A 17,514-nucleotide genomic window follows, 5' to 3' on the forward strand; every position below is an offset into this window, starting at 1 on the left:
GTATGCCATGGGCAGGTGTTTCTAAGTTAACGCATTGTGTAAATCAGCTTGTAAATCTTCAATGTGTTCAATACCCACAGAAAGGCGAATAAAGCCATCTTCAATACCTAAGGCTTTACGTTGTTCTGGGGGAATAGAGGCGTGCGTCATAATTGCTGGATGTTCAATTAAGCTCTCAACACCGCCTAAACTTTCTGCAAGCGTGAATAATTCACAGCGCGATAAAAAGCGCTTAGCTTCTTCAATACCACCATCGATTACCATGGAGATCATGCCACCAAAGCCTTGCATTTGCTCTTTCGCTAATTGGTGTTGTGGATGACTGTTAAGGCCTGGGTAGATTACTTTACTTACTTTAGGATGGGAGCTTAGCCATTGTGCTAAATGCTCTGCATTCTCACAATGTCTTTGCATACGTAAGGATAGGGTTTTTAGGCTTCTGAGCACTAAAAAGCTATCAAATGGACCGGCAATGCCTCCGCATGAGTTTTGTAAAAATGCAACGCGATCCGCCAGATCTGCATTATCGCCAACAACAACGACGCCACTAATTACATCGGAGTGACCATTTAAATATTTTGTTGCTGAATGTAGTACAATATCAAATCCTAGTTCGATTGGACGTTGAATCCATGGGGTAGCGAAAGTATTGTCTGCTACGCTAATCAAATTATGACGCTTGGCAATCGCTGCAATTTCACGTAAGTTGGCAAGTTTTAGCATGGGGTTGGAGGGAGTTTCCACCCAGATTAAACGTGTTTTAGGGGTGATGGCTGCTTCAATGTTGCGCGCATCGGTCATATCGACAAAAGAAAAAGATAAATTTGAGGTACGTGTTTTTACTTTATCAAATAAACGAAAAGAACCACCATATAGATCGTCCGTAGCAATCACGTGATCTCCGGCGTCAAGCAGATCAATAACCGTATTAATAGCAGCCATTCCCGAACCAAAAGCAAAACCACGCTGGCCTGATTCCAAGCTAGCAACACAGCCTTCATAAGCGGCTCGTGTAGGATTTTGCGTGCGGGAATACTCATACCCCTGATGTACTCCGGGTGCACTTTGACGATAAGTTGATGTTGCATAAATAGGGGTCATTACGGCACCAGTACTTGGGCAAGGCTCCTGGCCAGCATGAATAGCTCGTGTATCGAAGTGATTCTTTTTCATTCAAATATTCCTTATAGGTAATAGCCAGAAATTATTTAGGATATTCTAGTGGGGTAACCTCACCTAGGCAAGGTATCAATTGATGCTAAACTTAGAGTAACTAGTAGTTTTAGTGCTTAATCTCAGGCTTTTGGGGCATTTTTACCTCAATCATTTTGATTTCTTTCGATTTTATGCGATTCTTATCCTGAAACCGCGTTTAAATCCAAGGCTTAGGAAACTATGAAGGTTGATTTTCATTATTTATGGTCAGGCAAATATGCTCAATGGATTGCTATTGCTTTAATTTCGCTCTTTTCTTTATTGATTATTCTTGAATTTTTTTCACTAAGATTTTCACCGGTTTCCGTAAAAATAGCCCCTGAAGTGGGTAATAGGTCAATTCCAATGGCCCCAAAAGAGGACTCTTTTAGTGCCATAATTAAGGCCTCCCTTTTTGGTGTTTATGTTTCCAATGATTTAAGCGATGGTAGTGTTAAAAAATCCATGTTAAATGTTACTTTGGTAGGAATCCTATTTGCTGGTAATATGGATAACTCACAAGTGATTATTCGTGCTGCAAATGGAGAAGAGAAGACCTACAAGATAGGCGATACCATTCCAGGAGATGCAGTGATTAAACGGATTACGGCCAATGGCGTCCTTGTTGAGCGTCAGGGAGCTTTGGAAAGTTTAAGTTTACCCAAAAATGAATTAACCTTTGAGCCGGTAGCTAAGCCTTTAAAAGGGGAATAGGATAGATGAGGCATGCTTTAAAATTATTAATCGTTGTATTGTTTATTCCAACATTAGCTGCTTGTTTGACAAGCACCACCAACCTACGCGAGGGTATTATTAGTTTTCGTGTTGAGGATTATCGGGCTGCATTCATACGTTTGAAACCTGAAGCCAAAAAAGGACAGCGTGATGCGCAATATGCTGTTGGTTATATGTATTATTACGGCAAGGGTGTGGTTGAAGATCGCAAAAAAGCATGGTTTTGGATTAAGGCTGCTGCAAATGCAGGGCAACCCGATGCGATTGTGGCGGCAAAAATGTTGGATGGGAATATGAATACCCCGGTAGTTAATCCGAAGATTTATTAAACGTTGTGCGTTTGCGAATAAATAGTTATTCGCAAACGCGATTATTCTAATAAAGACAAAATTTTACTTGTTGGTTTTGCCAGTCCCAATGTGCTTAATTGCTCTTTCGCAAACCATTGTCCTTTAGGCTCAGCCAATGTTCTTCCTAAAGCCTTCGTTTTAATTTTTAATGCATTAATCTCCAATAGAAAATGACTAAAGCGATGTTTAAATGCTATTAAGTGCTGCGCTGACTCGCCATTCAAATCATATTCTAGCTGAATAAAATCCAGAGGGCATTTGCCTTCATCTAAACTAGGCAAACACCATAAACCACCCCATAGCCCAGTGGGAGGTCTTTTTTCTAAATAAATTTTTCCTTCATGATTGCATAAAACCAATAACTGTTGTTGCTGCACAGGCACTGGTTTTTTTACTTTTTTGCTAGGATATAAATGCTGTTCTTTATATTTTAAGGCCAAACAATGATCTTGAACTGGGCAGCAAGCACAATCAGGATTCTTTGTGGTACAGCAGGTAGCGCCTAAATCCATAATGGCTTGCGTGTAATCCGCACACTGCTCTTGAGGCATGCAGGCATCGGCTAGTTGCCATAATTGTTTTTTAATTGCTGCCTGTTCTGGGTGTCCCTTAATAGCAAAAAAACGTGTTAAAACGCGCTTCACATTTCCATCTAAAATTGCCGTAGGCTGATTAAAGGCTTGTGATAAAATTGCTGCTGCTGTTGAGGCACCGATTCCTGGTAATGCATGGACCAGCTCAAGTTGATCAGGAAAAATTCCTTGATATTCTGAAATAATAATCTGAGCCGTACGATGAAGATTACGCGCTCTACTGTAATAACCTAACCCGGACCACAAGGAAAGGACCTCATCCTCATGAGCCTGTGCTAAATCATTAATACTTGGAAAACGCTCCATAAAACGCTCAAAATAGGGGATAACTGTTTGGACCTGCGTTTGTTGCAGCATAATTTCAGAAATCCACACTCGATAAGGGCTACGTGGTAATTGCCAGGGCAGATTTTTGCGCCCATAACTAGCAAACCATTCAAGTAAAGGCTTGCTAAATTGCTCAGGTAAATTATTCAACATAAATCATTGTCTAGTTAATCAGCCAAGATAATATCTTAATTTTAATATGATTAATACCTGAACACGATGCAGAAAAAATTTTAAAATTATTCGCGAACTCCCCATCCATGGTCTATCGTTTTATTAAGGATTGTTTATAAATATAAACAGCCCCAAAGGACACGCCTAAATTTTTATTAAAAGTCCCCCTCATCCGCGAAGAAAATTCATCGCAGATAGGGGGCTTTTTTTGTGATTTATGTAGAAAGATACAATAAGGAGATAATTATGCGCCAAAAATCATATGAAATAATAGTCTTAAAGCCCACGGCTGTTTTTTTATCATTTCTGGCGTCTCAATTACCAGAAGTTAAATTACCTGATCTGCGTTTATTACAAATCGACAATACAGCCTATACTATTCCCAAACAAGCTACAGATGATGCACTTCTCAATGAAATAGAAAAATGTTTCCCTGAAATGTTTCGCCATGAAATTTCGCGCTGGTTAGGGGACAGCGTACGTTCTGAGATTGAAACTAATTTTCTTGATTTTCTTTGCTGCTTCAAATTTGAATTACACAACCATATTATTTTAATGGAGCCAACAATAGAAAAAGGGCGGCAATTATTACTCTTCAAACCTCGAGCAGCATTACTTAATTGGTTAAAATCAACAGCTGAAGGACAAGATGAGCTTGTTGAAGTAATTGAGCGCGTACACTTATCTAATTTAGAAGAAAATGCCACTGTGATGGTGAAGAACTTTTCTAATTTAACAGAAATTAAGCCCTTCATTAAAAACTACTATCAGCCGATATTTTCAACTGCGATGACTCGCATTAGCAATCAATCAGAGCAATGGCCGTTGATTGATTCATTCCAGCAGTTTAATGAGTATTTTGCAGTTGAAATACATACTCAATTGATTCATTTGTATCAGTAAGGAGTTGATTATGGATCCGATGGTTATAGGACTTATTTGTGCAGCAGTATTTGGGACAGTGATGATTGCATCGGCGTTTATCAGGCAATTATTATTAAGTCGAGATAAAAAATTAAATGATGAAGCACAAAGTCGGGCATTAGCGCAGGAGGCGAGTGAGTTAGAGAAAATCCGTATGCAAATGCAAAGTGAAAAACGTTTTAATGCACATTATCAAATGCTTGGTGATAATAAGGACGCGATTAAGTATATAGATAATCAAATCGAAGAACTTTTAAATAAAAAAACGCAACTTATAGAACGTTATGCTCAAGCAACCATTAAAGAGTCAGGGGTTATCATTTCCAGCGGAGAGGTTTCTCCTGAGCGTAAAGCAATTTGTGATAAATTAAGAGATGAAATTGATAAAAAAATTGCTTTCTATGACAATGAGCTGCAATTGCTGCAAAAGCGTAGGGCTATATTATGGGATACCCATACCGATTTTGAGCGCTATTTGTTAAATCAAGAAAAAATGAGTAATGTCAATCTTGATAATATTTACAAGCAACATTCGGCCTTATTGGAAAAAGTGTATTTGCGTCATATTGATGATACAGAGGTGGTTGCGGTTAAAGTTATTGATGCAGGGACTGTCTCGTTTAAAGACATGCTGATGGCACCTATACAATTTTTAATGCAAATTTTTGGTGCAGGTACGGCCTTACCTAGTATTGCCGTGGTGCAAACCCGAGTGGAACATAGCGCCAGACAAGAAGTAGAGCGTGCGGAAAATGAGATTAATACCCCTGAAGAGCGTTCTAATCTGCATCGTCAGGCACTTGAAGAACAAAGTGACCAAGGGACTGAGGTGAAAAATACTTCTGTTTCTTTTGCCGTATAGCAAGGGATATAAGTTAGGCTTTTAAGCCAAATGGTGACATTTTGCCCAATGTATAATACAATCCTGTTCTGAAAAATTCTCTATTTTTTCTTAAAATTTCGACGTGCCACGATTTATCCGCGGGACGTCGAAAAAATAAGAGGATTTCTCACAATCTCGTTGCATTTAAGGGATGCATAAAATTTTATAAATTGCTGTGGAGTATTACAACAATGAGGCAACATCGCTTAGGATTTATTTTAGGTATTATTTTAGCTGTTCCTGCATACAGCATGAATGTAAATGCACTGCTTCCAGATGAACAAAATACGGTACAGGTATTTCAACAAGCATCGCCCAAAGTGGTGTATGTTCATCGCTTGGCAACAGTGACCAATCATTATTCATTTAAAAAAATGCAAATCCCTGATGGTTCGGGTTCTGGAATTATTTGGGATGATAAAGGCCATATCGTTACTAATTATCATGTAATTAAAGACGCAGATAAGCTTGCTATTACTTTGGACAATATGACTGTACCGGCACGAGTAATTGGTGCTGAGCCACGTAAAGACATTGCAGTATTACAAATTAAATCTCCGAATGCTTTATCGAAATTAAAATCATTTAAACCATTTGAAATCGTACATCTTCCTGATTTAATTGTTGGCCAAAAGGCAATTGCAATCGGTAATCCTTATGGTCTAGATCACAGTTTATCTAAAGGCGTTATTTCTGCTTTAGGCAGACAAGTTCCAGGTATAGGCGGCGTGACGATTCGTAATATGATTCAAACGGATACACCAATTAATCCGGGTAACTCAGGAGGTCCTTTATTAAATAGTGCGGGACAATTAATTGGTATGAATACGATGATTTTTTCTCGCTCGGGAGCCTCTGCAGGAGTTGGTTTTGCCGTACCTGCTGATGATATTCAACGCATTGTGTCTCAAATTATCAAACATGGGCGTGTGGTCTTGTCGGGTATTGGTATTCACAGCGTTGCACCTAATGTTGCCCATCGTTTGGGGGTACATAAAGGTATATTGGTTGCTGAGGTACTTCCGCGTACGCCAGCTGCACAGGCTCATTTACAAGGAACTCACCGTGACTCCTGGGGACGGTTGGTCATGGGTGATGTGATTGTAGCGCTTAATGGCCATTCAGTTGAAAATTATGATGCGCTTTATAATTTATTGACGGAAATTAAGGTTGGTGAAAAAATTACCTTATCAGTACAGCGCGGTAATAAGCAGATGGATATAGCAATGAAAACTATTGATATCGCTGGAGCGTAATCGTTCCTTTTCCATCAAAAGTAAGTCATTTTAGTTACATGAAGGAGCTCTTGTATGTGGTACAATGATTAAAGTACTACATGTAGGCGCTCCTTTTATTACATTTGGGATGGCCTACTGATGGGCAATTACTTAAGGAGAATAGGGATGTTACTTAATAAAGAAGAATCATTATTATTATTGATTGACGTTCAAGAAAAACTTACCCCTGCTGTAATGAACAGCGAAGCCCTTATTTCTCAATGTGAATGGCTGTTAAAGTTAGCTCGCAAACTCTCAGTTCCAATTTTAGTTAGTGAACAATATCCCAAAGGCCTTGGCATGACTGAGGCATCACTTAAGCACTATTTCGATCCGCAAGACTGTATTGATAAGGTTCATTTTTCCTGCATGAGTGATGCAAATTATACACAGCGGCTAAAACAATTTCATAAAAAACAATTAATTTTAATTGGAATGGAAGCACATGTGTGTGTGTTACAAACTGCATTAGAGATGAAAGAACATGGTTTTGATGTTTTTGTGGTGGTTGATGCGGTAAGTAGCCGCGGAGCGCAAAATATAAAATATGGTCTGAAACGTATGCAGCAAGCAGGCGTTCATTTGATTACCTCTGAAATGGTATTTTTTGAATGGGTAAGAAAAGCTGGAACACCGGAGTTTAAAGAGTTAAGTAAAGAGTTTTTGTCTTAAGTTGTCATTTAATAAATGTTGTTTCGCCAGGCGTCCAATGGCGAATACATAAACTTCGAATAGCCTCTATAGGTAAGCTCAAGCAAGAAGTGTAGGCTGGTGCTGAGCATCGCGAAGCCCAGCATGGATGGGGCATTGGCCTTGGCGCTGGGCTTCGTTGTACTCAGCACCAGCCTACAAAATCCCTTAAAGTAAGTGCCATTAGCCTCTACAGGGATACGAGAGATGAACGGATCTTATACATTTATAATTACGGAGAAGTTATAGTGAATTTTACAAATCAAGTGGCATTAATTACTGGCGGCGCCTCAGGTATGGGGAAGGCTTGCGCCCAATATTTGCAGCAACGAGGAATGCGAGTAGCTATTTGGGATAAACAAGCCGACCCTCAAAGTGAAGCTGATCTATTTATTAATTGTGATGTAACCAGTGACACTTCCGTCGAAGAAGCCATGCAGCAAACAATTGCGAAACTTGGCGCGCCTAGAGTATGTATTAATTGCGCAGGAATTGCACCAGCTAAGCGTATTGTAGGTAAAGAAGGTGCAATGCCTTTGGCTGCATTTAAGCAAGTCATCGATGTAAATCTTATTGGTACATTTAATGTCATGCGCGTTGCCGCACATGCGATGTCAACATTGGAAGTGGAAGGCAAATCTCAGGAACGTGGAGTAATTATTAATACTGCATCGATTGCGGCATTTGAAGGACAGATAGGGCAGGCGGCCTACAGCGCTTCCAAGGGTGGAATAGTAGCCATGACTTTACCTGCCGCACGAGAGTTGGCTCAGTTTGCTATTCGTGTAAATACAATAGCTCCCGGATTGATTGGTACGCCCTTATTACTCAACATGCCTCAAGAGGTGCAGGAAAATCTGATTTCAACCATGACCTTTCCTAAGCGTTTTGGCCAACCTGAAGAGTTTGCTGCTTTAGTGGGCCATATTATTGAAAATGGGATGATGAATGGTGAGGTTATTCGCCTAGATGGGGCCTTGCGTATGCGGTAATTGTAGAGAGGACTTATCGTCATCCCTCAGCATTACGTTTGGGATGACGTTAAACTCAAAACTAAGCCTCTTCGTGATGGCGATTCGTATCGTTTGAAGAGGATAGGTTACCATGAGCATTATAAACCTTCACTGCATCAGGCTTATTCCCCGAAAGGGCATTGACAAGCTCTTGACGGACATAAAGGTTATTCGCAATCACTTGGCCATTTACAGCGTTTAATTCACGGCAACGAGTTAAGGCATGGGCTAGTTTGTTATTTAAGGTTTTTACTTGGTTTATTTCAGCCTCAGGGCATTCTTTAAGAAAAGCATTTAGGGCATCTGCTGCGTTAATTGCTTGATTCGATGAATTGATTAGCTCCATACGCTGCTTTGCGCTGTCTTCTAGCTTGTTGGACAAGTCCTGCTTTTTACTGGCACACTCTTCCATTTGAGCAAACTGGCGAGTTTCCAAAAATCCTTTTTCTTCGGCTAATAAATTATTAAGTGATTCAACCCAAGAAATTTCTTGTTCTAAATGCTTGCATAATGCTTTTACTTTGTCGTTATTCATGTAACTACCTTAAAAATTACGCCATTTCTGTATTATTTAACATTTTTGCTGCAATCTTGTCACTATTAATTTGGTAATTACCTATTTCTATTTCAGCTTTGAAATAGAGAACCCGAGCCTCGTTAACTTCAGGAACTGTATCTAATGATTTTTTAATTGCTTCAAGCTGTTTAGTGGTATTGCTGATGCTAACGCTGTCATCAAATGATGAAGAACCTTCAGCTAAAATTTTATTAATTTCCAGCTGTTTACTTTTCAAACGATTGTCTGACTCTATAGGTTTCACATGAGTAGCATCACTAATTTGATTAAACATAAACTTATCCTCACGTTGTTTGGTGTTTATTCCATACTGATGACCCATAGTTACCAGTCCTAAAAATTGCATCAGTAAACGCGTTATCGGCAGCTAAAGAAAATACTTTAGTAAATTTTCTTAATTTTATGATTTTTTTATTAAAAAATATATTCTTAGCTTAAAAAACTACGGTTACCCTTTTTTTTCCGGAAACTTGGGCTTCAACTATTTTTTTTGAGCTTAAATTTCGTACTTTAATGGTTTCCCCTAAGGAACCATCGGTAACGGCGATGCCATCCATACTAATGGTTAAATTATTATTGCCGGTTACAATAGAAACCTTTTCTCCTTTATTAACAACTTTGGGTAATTCAATGTTGGTTGGATTAAAAGGATGGTTAACTGCAATATTTTGTTTACAAACTTGACCAACTAAGTCGTCAATATCATTGAAATAGCCATGTTTTAATTTGTGAATATCCATTTCAGTTTGGTAAATATCATTCCCAGTAATCCGCTCCCCTTTCATTAGGCTGCGACTTGCTACAAAGACAGTTTTTAGAATGATGATGCGAATTGGTACATATAAAGACCAATGATTCTCAGGCTCCTGGCACTTAATTCCCATCGTGCTCGTTTCTAAAATAGGGGTATTATAAGGATTAAATACCACCAATTGATCATCCGCACAGGCTTTCAAACTTAAACGAGAATCAATTTTATCGGCGGAAACGTGAATACGTCCTTCTTTATGAGAGGCTAATTGTTTGAGCACGTACAGTTCAATTTTTTGAGTTAATAACTCAGGCGACTGAGTTGGCTCGGCAAAAGCTCCTGTGCTTGCAAAAAATAGTAAAATGCTTAGTATGCTCTTTTTCACAACAATATCCCTAATGTCCCTGTAATATTTTTTTGAATCATACAGCAAACAGAGTAGCAAATTAAGGAGTTTATAACATGCTCAAGTATTTTATTATTTTAGGTACTATTGCTGGTTTTTTTGCTTATCCCCAGGTGCATGCAGACAGTCATCGCCCTCAAGACTTTCTACAATCAGTGAGTGGCTCTAAAAATGAGGGCGAGCAGATTTATAATCATTTTTGCGTCAATTGTCATGCAACTAAACCTATTATTCCTGTTGGGGCACCCAGAGCGGGTGAGGAAGAGGATTGGAAATTACGTCTAAAACAAGGGATGAAAATTTTGTTCCAGCATACTGATGAAGGATTAAATGCAATGCCGCCTCGCGGAGGGTGCTTTGAATGTACGGACAAACAACTGGAGTTAGCTATCCAATTTATGCTTCCACAGCAAAAAGAAAAAACCAAATAAAATGAACATGATAATCACAAAATGATTAAAAAGTAAAAAAAATTTACAAAAAAGCCTAAACCTATTTTTGATTCTCCCGATAAATAAGAAAAAAGAGGGAGAAAAAAATGAAAAAAATGTTACTTATAGGACCAGTTTGCGCATTGGCTGCATCATGTTCTTCTATGGATGGGGGGGTACCTGTAGTCGATGATGCGGGTTATACCCATTACACAAAAAGCATGGCAAACGATCATCGTGGAGCTCATCACTTTCCTGAAAAACGAGTAGCAACCGGTAAAAAAGTTTTTATTTTTGACCCAAAAGCAACTGCATGGGCTGCCTATGATGCTGATGGAAACAGAGTAAATACAGGTAGCGCATCTGGTGGTAAAGATTTCTGTGAAGATGCAGGTAAACCATGTCGTACAGTGACTGGTACGTATCATGTTTATTCGAAAAAAGGTGAGGATTGTACCTCCAGTATTTATCCCCTTGAAACTCATGGCGGAGCCAGAATGCCTTATTGCATGCACTTCCATGGTGGTTATTCAATTCATGCGGCTTATGAAGTACCTAACTATAATGCAAGTCATGGATGCATACGCGTATTACCCAGTGCTGCAAAATGGCTGAACCAAGATTTTATTGATGTTGGTACTACTGTAATTGTAAAACCCTACTAAACTAATTAGAAGGTAGGTTGAACCTCAAGTTAAGTTGTACGAATAAATATAAATTCCTTCGCTAAGGAGTTTACCAGGAGTTGTAACATGCAGTATCTCCACTCTATGCCCTGCTAATGCGGGGCTTTTTTTATTCTCCTAAGAAGACTAGAATCACATAAATTTTTTAAAGCAGGTATAACTAAATGATTCTTTGTATTGATGTGGGCAATTCCCATATATATGGTGGTGTATTCGATGGAGATGAGATTAAAATTCGTTTCCGTCATACGTCACAAGTGAGCACTTCGGATGAGTTAGGGATTTTCTTAAAAAGTGTCTTACGGGAAAATGGTTGTTCTCCTGAGGCAATCAGTAAAATTGGTATTTGCTCGGTAGTTCCTCAAATTGATTATTCATTACGTGCCGCTTGTCTTAAGTATTTTTCTATCGATCCTTTTTTACTGCAAGCGGGCGTAAAGACGGGATTGAACATTAAATATCGAAATCCTGTGGAAGTTGGCGCCGATCGAATTGCTAATGCCATTGCAGCAACGCATAGCTATCCTAATCAAAATATTATTGTAATTGATTTTGGCACTGCAACCACATTTTGTGCTATTAATGCACAGAAGGCATATTTAGGGGGAGCCATTTTACCTGGAGTACGATTGTCTGTTGATGCCTTATCGAAAAACACCGCAAAATTGCCTGCCGTAGAAATTATCAAAATAGATAATGCGATTGGACGCTCTACTATAGAGAGTATTCAATCAGGGGTATATCATGGAGCGCTTGGCGCTTGCCGTGAATTAATTCAGCGTATGAACCAGGAGGCTTTTGGTGCAAGTAAAGCCCTGGTTTTAGCGACGGGTGGTTTTGCTTCTTTATTTGATAAGCAAGATTTATATGATCACCTGGTACCTGATCTGGTTCTTCAAGGTATTCGTTTAGCAGCCTTGATGAATTATTAAATACAGCGCAACTGTTTGAATTTTATTTCCAGACAGTTGCTGTTGATTATTCCCTCATAAATAGCCCAACAACAAGCTATAATCATGTATGATATGCATGAATAATTTTTATAGTTATATCAATTTCTTATATTTAAGAAAAAGTGAAAATCATAAAATATACTTTCCTTTTACGGGGATACATCATAAAATATGCTGTTTTTTTAAGCAGAACCTATGAGTGATGCAATGAGTTATTTTAATGATTGGATGTAAATACAGATACGTAGCAAAGTCCAAAAACAGTTAAAGGAATTATTATGCCTAAATTCAAAGCCCTTCCTGAAGATAAAAAAGGTAATGAACAGTTGCGGATGCACTGTGCATTGGTTTTCGCACAGATGAAAATGGCCTCTTTTTTTGATACTTATAATATAAAACCAGGAGATGAGGTCCCGCAGGATAAAATCATTAAACTACGGGGGCGAGTCGAAGATGCGAGTGATTTGGCTTATCAATGGACCGCCTTAATTGTTATGGCGCAACTGTCAGGCCGTAAAGGGTTTTCCGCCAAAAATATTGAGGTAATAAATACAGGCGATTTGCTGGGTGAACCAAAGAAAGGTGTATTTTTTGATCCTAAAAGTCAGCTCAAGAAAAAACTCTTCGGCTATGACTATTCCAGTTTCGATTCTAAATCATTGTACGCAACCTTATTTATGCCTTTTGTCGAACAAAGCGGCCTGACTTATAGTGAAGAGGACCGTTTCCAGACTTTTGGAGAACAAGTACCCAAGGAAGATGATCTGCGTTTTAAAGTTCAATGGCATATGTCCAATTATATGATGCATAATTTTTTTGCTATCGATGTAAAACGTAGGGCCATCCAGTACCTTGCCTCTAGTGATGAACTGACCCGCCAATTGCATCACATGGGATTTAAAAAACTAGCGCATATGATAGGCAACATTGATAAAGAGCAATTTATCGAGATGGACTTTAGCTCAATGAAATTGAACGAGTTTGGGTTAGGAGTGGGTTTGATTCTTAAGTTATCTAAGGGAATGAGGACTCTTATCTTAAATAGTAACCGTCTTAATAATTTAGATCCAAGCGGGGAGGAAAATCTTAAGGCGTTGCGTTATGTTTTAAGCTATATACCAGAAAGTGTAAAGTATTTGTCATTAAATAATAATGGACTTTCGAGCTTTAATAAAGAGGAGTTGATGGCAATTATGCAGGCTATACCATCAACGGTCAAAACGGTAACAATAGACTACAACAAACTGGATCCTACCTTAGTGACAGAACTTTTAAACAGTAGAGGCCAGGAAACGCCAACCTTAACAAAACCTACACAGCCAGTAAAAAAACAGGCGCCTAAAATAGGAAAACCTAAAGAAGAGAAGGCAAAAGAAGAAAAGCCAGTGAGGATTAGTTCTGTTTCACAAACGCAATTTGCTTCGAAACAGAGCAAAACATCTTCTTCTGCGCCAAAAGATGAGGCAGCCACCTCATTTACCGCTAAAAGGAATTAATCCTCTGTATTCGCTTCCATGGCTTGGCCATGGGAGCATCCGCATTATTATATCCCCATAAACCATGCAGCATAAAATACCACGCTGAATAGCTTATTGTTCTATTGTATTGTTTTTATTCATCTTGTTTGTGCGCTCAAAAAAATTACAAATAATTTGCCATAAAAGTGGGTTTTTCGCTTGACGGGTGTAGAAATGTGTTTCTATAGTGTATAAAAGTGGAGTAAAATAATAAAAAAGTGGAGAATTGTGGAGGTGAAAATCTTCACATAAATAGAGAGAACCATGTTTCGGGGAATAAACGCCATCACCATAGACACTAAAGGACGCTTAGCGATACCTACGCGCTATCGTTCTGCCTTAGGTGCTGAGGAAAAAATTCCTTTGGTAGTGACCATTGATACCGAAGAAACCTGTTTGTTGCTCTACACCGCCGCGCAGTGGCAAATTATTGAAGATAACTTACAGAAGTTGCCTAGCTTTAATGCCGCTGCACGCAGAATTCAACGTTTGCTTATTGGGCATGCTACTGATGTTGAAGTAGATGCAAATGGCCGAGTGTTACTTCCTACGGTTTTAAGAAATTATGCAAAGTTGGAAAAAGATGTGGTGATGATTGGTCAAGGAAATAAATTTGAAGTTTGGAGTAAGGAACTTTGGGATATCCGACGCGAAGAGTGGTTGGCCGAGGAAAGTTCAGGTGATTCTGGATTACCCGAAGAAATGAAAACGTTTTCTTTGTAATGGAAACAAAAATGGCAATGCATCAATCAGTGCTACTCGACGAGTCAATAGAAGGCTTAGCTATTAACAGTAGCGGTATTTATTTTGATGGAACTTTTGGGCGCGGTGGCCATAGCCAGAAAATATTAAGCCACTTAGATGCCAAAGGTCGTCTGTATGCGATTGATAAAGATTTAGATGCGATTGCTCATGCAAAAGAACGTTTTGGCCAAGATCAACGCTTTCATATTTTTCATGGCTCTTTTGCTCAGATAGAAGCTTTTGCTACTGAGGCAGGAGTGCTAGGTAAAGTAGACGGTATTTTGCTGGATTTAGGAGTATCTTCACCGCAACTTGATAATCCGGAACGTGGGTTTAGTTTCATGCAGCAAGGTCCTTTGGATATGCGCATGGACCTCTCACAGCCCATGAGTGCTGCTGATTTTGTCAATAATGCTGAAGCAGACGAAATGGCAACAATTTTTCGGTTGTATGGAGAGGAGCGTTTTGCTGGCCGGATTGCGCGGGCAATTGTTACTGCGAGAAATAATGCGCCAATTACCACAACATTGCAGCTGGCAGAAATAGTGAAGGAAGCAAATCCCAAGTGGGAAAAGCATAAACATCCAGCAACCCGAGTGTTTCAGGCGATTCGCATTCATGTGAATCAAGAGTTAAATGATTTAAGTAGTTGTCTAGAGCAGTGTCTTAAGGTGTTGGCGCCAGGAGGACGATTAGCAGTAATCAGCTTCCATTCTCTCGAAGATCGCATTGTGAAGCAGTTTATGCGGAACAAGGAGCAAGGAGAAAGGCCACCTCCAGAAGTACCAATTCGTTATGAAGAGTTAAAGACAAATTTTAAGAGAATAGGTAAAGCAATAATGCCGCAGGAAAAAGAAGTAAAAGAAAACGTCAGAGCTAGAAGTGCCGTACTCAGGATAGGGGAGAAATTAGCATGAACGCTGCAGCGAAAGTGATTAATCAAGGTACTTTATTTAATGGTCAACTGGCAGATATGCAGATGTCAAAGTCATCGTATATGTTAATCATATTAGTAGTTGCCGTATTAATAAGTGCATTAGCCGTGGTTTACAGCACGAACTCATATCGTTCGACGTTTAGCCAGGTAGAACAACAAGAACAACAAACTCATTATTTGCAACTACAGTGGGGGCAGTTATTGCTTGAACAAGCAAGTCTTGCCACTCCAGCACGAGTAGAGGATTTAGCTAGTGATAAGCTAGGAATGGTTCTACCAACAACTAAAAATACTTTTTGGTTGCAAGGACAACCATAAGCGGATTAGGCTGGGTTGCTAAGTCCAGCCAGCAGGTTCCAATGGTGGGCTTTACAGCCCAGCCTACATTCTAGTTAAAGGTATATTAAGAAAATTGTTGTCGTTGCGAACGAGGTGAAGCAACCCAGAGTCCAAGCCCATGACAACAAACCATTAGGGTCTGGAAGTTTTCGTGTTAAGCGAGTACCATCACGACTTATTTTGTGACCGCTTAATACTAGAAAAAGTAGCATGGATTGAAAAACCAGCTAAAATTCATTTAAGCATCAGGATTGTCATGCTGTCTGTTCTGAATAAGGACATTATATGCAAATCATCAGGTCAAGATTAAACAATAATAATAATTTGAGTAGTTACCTATGAAAAGATCACGCCATCTGAACAGATTGGTTATTGTCTCTGCGTTTTTTATTTTATTAACGCTTATTTTGATTTGGCGCATGATTGATTTGACCGTTTTGCATCGACAGTTTTTGCAAGGACAGGGTAATGCGCGCAGCTTGCGTACCGTGGATATTCCTGCCTACCGCGGCATGATTACCGACCGCCATGGAGCGCCTTTAGCGATAAGTACTCCTGTCGAATCTGTTTGGGTTAATCCTAAAGAATTCTCTCCTGATGAAGAACAATTCATGTCTTTAGCAGAATATTTGCACCTGACTCCAAAACAGTTAAGCAGGAAAATAGTTGATGCGCAAAATGATAATCGCGAATTTGTTTATTTGCAGAGGCAATTACCGCCTGCCTTATCAAAGCAAATTGAAAAACTGAAAATCCCTGGAGTTAATTTTCAAAAAGAATTTAAACGTTATTATCCTGATTCAGATAGTATTTCCCAGTTATTAGGGTTTACCAACGTCGATGATCAAGGTTTAGAAGGCATTGAATTAGCCTATCAGGATTGGTTAAAAGGTGTTGTAGGAAAAAAGCGTGTTATTAAGGATCGACTGGGTCGTATTATTGAGGAGTTGAATGTCGTCAAAGAGCCACGTCCGGGTCGTGATATAGTCTTAAGTATCGATAGACGCCTACAGTACTTGGCCTACAGTGAGCTGGGTAAAACTGTAGAGGAGTTTGGTGCGAAATCAGGTTCGGTAGTAGTAGTGGATACTGAAAATGGAGAAATTTTAGCAATGGCAAATGTGCCTTCCTATAATCCCAATTCACGTGGCCGTTATGATAAGGATACTTATAGAAATAGGGCGGCAACAGATACGTTCGAGCCTGGTTCGGTCATGAAAACCTTTAGTATAGCCAGTGCTTTAGAAACGGGTTTATATAGCCCCTCGACTATTATTGATACGAATCCTAGCTGGATGTCGGTGCATGGTCATGTAGTACGTGACATCCATAACTATGGAGTGCTTGATGTAACTGGTGTTTTGCAACACTCAAGTAACGTTGGGGTGACTAAAATGGTTCTAGCCAGCCCACCAGAACAATTAATTGGTTTATTACAGCGTTGTGGTTTTGGGCAACGCACGGAAAGCACCTATCCTGGAGAAAGTGACGGAAATATTGTTAAAGTGAAAGACGCAAATCCATTCGTTTTAGCAACGCTAGGTTTTGGCTACGGGCTATCGGTAACTGCGTTGCAATTAGCGAAAGCACATATGATTTTCGCTAATGATGGTCGATTAATTCCAGTTACTTTAATTCACAATGATCCGCCAACTACCGGTGTACAAGTAATTAAAGCGGAAACGGCAAAACAAGTTTTAGCCATGATGGAAGCCGTACTTGGGAAAGATGGTACAGGTAAATCGGCTAGGGTGCCTGGATATCGAGTAGCCGGTAAAACAGGAACCGCGCGCGTGGCAGGTAAAGACGGTTATAAAGATCGCAGATATACGGCAAGCTTTATTGGCATCGCACCTGTTTCTAAACCCAAATTTGTCGTAGTGGTTATTATTCATGAGCCTTCCAAAAAAGGTTATTACGCTGCTGCTGTTGCTGCTCCATTATTTTCTAAAGTGATGATGGGCGCATTACGGTTGTTTAATATCCCTACCGATGAAGCTATAGGATAACGTT

20 protein-coding genes are annotated in these 17,514 nt (G+C 39.4%); 15 read left to right on the top strand and 5 right to left on the bottom strand.

Annotated elements, in window-relative coordinates:
- Positions 1-21: 21 nt before the first annotated feature.
- On the bottom strand, positions 22-1,173 hold the full coding sequence (locus BN3124_RS09610) for a trans-sulfuration enzyme family protein (RefSeq protein ID WP_058534589.1): 1,152 nt from the start codon (positions 1,171-1,173) through the stop codon (positions 22-24).
- A gap of 222 nt (positions 1,174-1,395) precedes the next feature.
- Between BN3124_RS09610 and BN3124_RS09615 the strand changes: the two genes are divergently transcribed.
- Together BN3124_RS09615 and BN3124_RS09620 are read left to right on the top strand one after the other, a co-directional pair.
- Positions 1,396-1,908: a type II secretion system protein N gene (locus tag BN3124_RS09615; RefSeq protein WP_058534590.1), complete on the top strand. Its 513-nt coding sequence runs from the start codon at positions 1,396-1,398 to the stop codon at positions 1,906-1,908.
- Positions 1,909-1,913: 5 nt separating this feature from the next.
- Positions 1,914-2,258 (top strand): tetratricopeptide repeat protein, encoded by a 345-nt coding sequence (locus tag BN3124_RS09620; protein WP_058534591.1) that lies wholly within the window; start codon positions 1,914-1,916, stop codon positions 2,256-2,258.
- A gap of 41 nt (positions 2,259-2,299) precedes the next feature.
- Here the strand turns inward: BN3124_RS09620 and mutY are convergent, their stop codons facing one another.
- Entirely contained in the window at positions 2,300-3,352 is a 1,053-nt protein-coding gene (gene mutY / locus BN3124_RS09625; RefSeq protein WP_058534592.1) for an A/G-specific adenine glycosylase, read from the bottom strand.
- A gap of 267 nt (positions 3,353-3,619) precedes the next feature.
- On the opposite strand from mutY, the gene BN3124_RS09630 reads away from it, so the two are divergent.
- The 5 genes from BN3124_RS09630 to BN3124_RS09650 all read left to right on the top strand — a co-directional run bounded on the left by BN3124_RS09630 (position 3,620) and on the right by BN3124_RS09650 (position 8,139).
- Entirely contained in the window at positions 3,620-4,276 is a 657-nt protein-coding gene (locus BN3124_RS09630) for a hypothetical protein (protein WP_058534593.1), read from the top strand.
- A 10-nt stretch (positions 4,277-4,286) separates the two neighbouring features.
- Positions 4,287-5,159, top strand: coding sequence for a hypothetical protein (locus BN3124_RS09635; RefSeq protein ID WP_078061535.1), 873 nt, complete (start codon positions 4,287-4,289; stop codon positions 5,157-5,159).
- Between the two features lie 212 nt (positions 5,160-5,371).
- Positions 5,372-6,436, top strand: a complete 1,065-nt coding sequence (locus BN3124_RS09640; RefSeq protein WP_058534594.1) for a S1C family serine protease — start codon at positions 5,372-5,374, stop codon at positions 6,434-6,436.
- Between the two features lie 147 nt (positions 6,437-6,583).
- Positions 6,584-7,129, top strand: coding sequence for an isochorismatase family protein (locus tag BN3124_RS09645; protein ID WP_058534595.1), 546 nt, complete (start codon positions 6,584-6,586; stop codon positions 7,127-7,129).
- 266 nt (positions 7,130-7,395) lie between these two features.
- Positions 7,396-8,139 (top strand): SDR family NAD(P)-dependent oxidoreductase, encoded by a 744-nt coding sequence (locus BN3124_RS09650; RefSeq protein ID WP_058534596.1) that lies wholly within the window; start codon positions 7,396-7,398, stop codon positions 8,137-8,139.
- Between the two features lie 61 nt (positions 8,140-8,200).
- On the opposite strand, the gene BN3124_RS09655 is transcribed toward BN3124_RS09650, so the two are convergent.
- The 3 genes from BN3124_RS09655 to flgA all read right to left on the bottom strand — a co-directional run bounded on the left by BN3124_RS09655 (position 8,201) and on the right by flgA (position 9,873).
- Positions 8,201-8,695: a flagella synthesis protein FlgN gene (locus tag BN3124_RS09655; RefSeq protein WP_058534597.1), complete on the bottom strand. Its 495-nt coding sequence runs from the start codon at positions 8,693-8,695 to the stop codon at positions 8,201-8,203.
- Positions 8,696-8,711: 16 nt separating this feature from the next.
- A complete protein-coding gene (gene flgM, locus BN3124_RS09660; RefSeq protein WP_058535867.1) occupies positions 8,712-9,011 on the bottom strand; it encodes a flagellar biosynthesis anti-sigma factor FlgM in 300 nt (99 codons plus the stop codon).
- 160 nt (positions 9,012-9,171) lie between these two features.
- Positions 9,172-9,873 carry a flagellar basal body P-ring formation chaperone FlgA gene (flgA, locus tag BN3124_RS09665; RefSeq protein ID WP_058534598.1) on the bottom strand — a complete coding sequence of 234 codons (702 nt, stop codon included), beginning with the start codon at positions 9,871-9,873 and terminating at the stop codon, positions 9,172-9,174.
- A 77-nt stretch (positions 9,874-9,950) separates the two neighbouring features.
- Here flgA and BN3124_RS09670 point away from each other — a divergent pair, with 77 nt between their 5' ends.
- From BN3124_RS09670 to BN3124_RS09705, 8 genes are all read left to right on the top strand, one after another.
- Positions 9,951-10,325: a c-type cytochrome gene (locus BN3124_RS09670; protein ID WP_058534599.1), complete on the top strand. Its 375-nt coding sequence runs from the start codon at positions 9,951-9,953 to the stop codon at positions 10,323-10,325.
- Positions 10,326-10,432: 107 nt separating this feature from the next.
- Complete coding sequence (locus tag BN3124_RS09675) at positions 10,433-10,990, top strand: L,D-transpeptidase (protein WP_058534600.1); 558 nt, start codon at positions 10,433-10,435, stop codon at positions 10,988-10,990.
- A 185-nt stretch (positions 10,991-11,175) separates the two neighbouring features.
- Positions 11,176-11,943, top strand: coding sequence for a type III pantothenate kinase (locus tag BN3124_RS09680; protein ID WP_058534601.1), 768 nt, complete (start codon positions 11,176-11,178; stop codon positions 11,941-11,943).
- Between the two features lie 299 nt (positions 11,944-12,242).
- Positions 12,243-13,460 carry a leucine-rich repeat domain-containing protein gene (locus tag BN3124_RS09685; RefSeq protein WP_058534602.1) on the top strand — a complete coding sequence of 406 codons (1,218 nt, stop codon included), beginning with the start codon at positions 12,243-12,245 and terminating at the stop codon, positions 13,458-13,460.
- Between the two features lie 285 nt (positions 13,461-13,745).
- Positions 13,746-14,204 carry a division/cell wall cluster transcriptional repressor MraZ gene (gene mraZ / locus BN3124_RS09690; protein WP_058534603.1) on the top strand — a complete coding sequence of 153 codons (459 nt, stop codon included), beginning with the start codon at positions 13,746-13,748 and terminating at the stop codon, positions 14,202-14,204.
- Positions 14,205-14,215: 11 nt separating this feature from the next.
- Entirely contained in the window at positions 14,216-15,142 is a 927-nt protein-coding gene (gene rsmH / locus BN3124_RS09695) for a 16S rRNA (cytosine(1402)-N(4))-methyltransferase RsmH (RefSeq protein WP_058534604.1), read from the top strand.
- Positions 15,139-15,480: a cell division protein FtsL gene (gene ftsL / locus BN3124_RS09700; protein ID WP_058534605.1), complete on the top strand. Its 342-nt coding sequence runs from the start codon at positions 15,139-15,141 to the stop codon at positions 15,478-15,480. The genes rsmH and ftsL overlap by 4 nt, the downstream gene beginning before the upstream one ends.
- A 359-nt stretch (positions 15,481-15,839) precedes the next feature.
- Positions 15,840-17,510 carry a peptidoglycan D,D-transpeptidase FtsI family protein gene (locus BN3124_RS09705; protein ID WP_058534606.1) on the top strand — a complete coding sequence of 557 codons (1,671 nt, stop codon included), beginning with the start codon at positions 15,840-15,842 and terminating at the stop codon, positions 17,508-17,510.
- Positions 17,511-17,514: the final 4 nt, after the last annotated feature.

This window comes from Legionella saoudiensis (genome assembly GCF_001465875.1).
Lineage (GTDB): Bacteria > Pseudomonadota > Gammaproteobacteria > Legionellales > Legionellaceae > Legionella > Legionella saoudiensis.

Coding starts and splice junctions, on each gene's coding strand:
- BN3124_RS09670 (WP_058534599.1), top strand. CDS start 9,951: ATGCTCAAGTATTTTATTATTTTAGGTACTATTGCTGGTTTTTTTGCT.
- mutY (WP_058534592.1), bottom strand. CDS start 3,352: ATGTTGAATAATTTACCTGAGCAATTTAGCAAGCCTTTACTTGAATGG.
- BN3124_RS09615 (WP_058534590.1), top strand. CDS start 1,396: ATGAAGGTTGATTTTCATTATTTATGGTCAGGCAAATATGCTCAATGG.
- rsmH (WP_058534604.1), top strand. CDS start 14,216: ATGGCAATGCATCAATCAGTGCTACTCGACGAGTCAATAGAAGGCTTA.
- ftsL (WP_058534605.1), top strand. CDS start 15,139: ATGAACGCTGCAGCGAAAGTGATTAATCAAGGTACTTTATTTAATGGT.
- mraZ (WP_058534603.1), top strand. CDS start 13,746: ATGTTTCGGGGAATAAACGCCATCACCATAGACACTAAAGGACGCTTA.
- flgM (WP_058535867.1), bottom strand. CDS start 9,011: ATGTTTAATCAAATTAGTGATGCTACTCATGTGAAACCTATAGAGTCA.
- BN3124_RS09675 (WP_058534600.1), top strand. CDS start 10,433: ATGAAAAAAATGTTACTTATAGGACCAGTTTGCGCATTGGCTGCATCA.
- BN3124_RS09705 (WP_058534606.1), top strand. CDS start 15,840: ATGAAAAGATCACGCCATCTGAACAGATTGGTTATTGTCTCTGCGTTT.
- BN3124_RS09640 (WP_058534594.1), top strand. CDS start 5,372: ATGAGGCAACATCGCTTAGGATTTATTTTAGGTATTATTTTAGCTGTT.
- BN3124_RS09610 (WP_058534589.1), bottom strand. CDS start 1,173: ATGAAAAAGAATCACTTCGATACACGAGCTATTCATGCTGGCCAGGAG.
- BN3124_RS09655 (WP_058534597.1), bottom strand. CDS start 8,695: ATGAATAACGACAAAGTAAAAGCATTATGCAAGCATTTAGAACAAGAA.
- BN3124_RS09680 (WP_058534601.1), top strand. CDS start 11,176: ATGATTCTTTGTATTGATGTGGGCAATTCCCATATATATGGTGGTGTA.
- BN3124_RS09645 (WP_058534595.1), top strand. CDS start 6,584: ATGTTACTTAATAAAGAAGAATCATTATTATTATTGATTGACGTTCAA.
- BN3124_RS09630 (WP_058534593.1), top strand. CDS start 3,620: ATGCGCCAAAAATCATATGAAATAATAGTCTTAAAGCCCACGGCTGTT.
- BN3124_RS09635 (WP_078061535.1), top strand. CDS start 4,287: ATGGATCCGATGGTTATAGGACTTATTTGTGCAGCAGTATTTGGGACA.
- BN3124_RS09620 (WP_058534591.1), top strand. CDS start 1,914: ATGAGGCATGCTTTAAAATTATTAATCGTTGTATTGTTTATTCCAACA.
- BN3124_RS09685 (WP_058534602.1), top strand. CDS start 12,243: ATGCCTAAATTCAAAGCCCTTCCTGAAGATAAAAAAGGTAATGAACAG.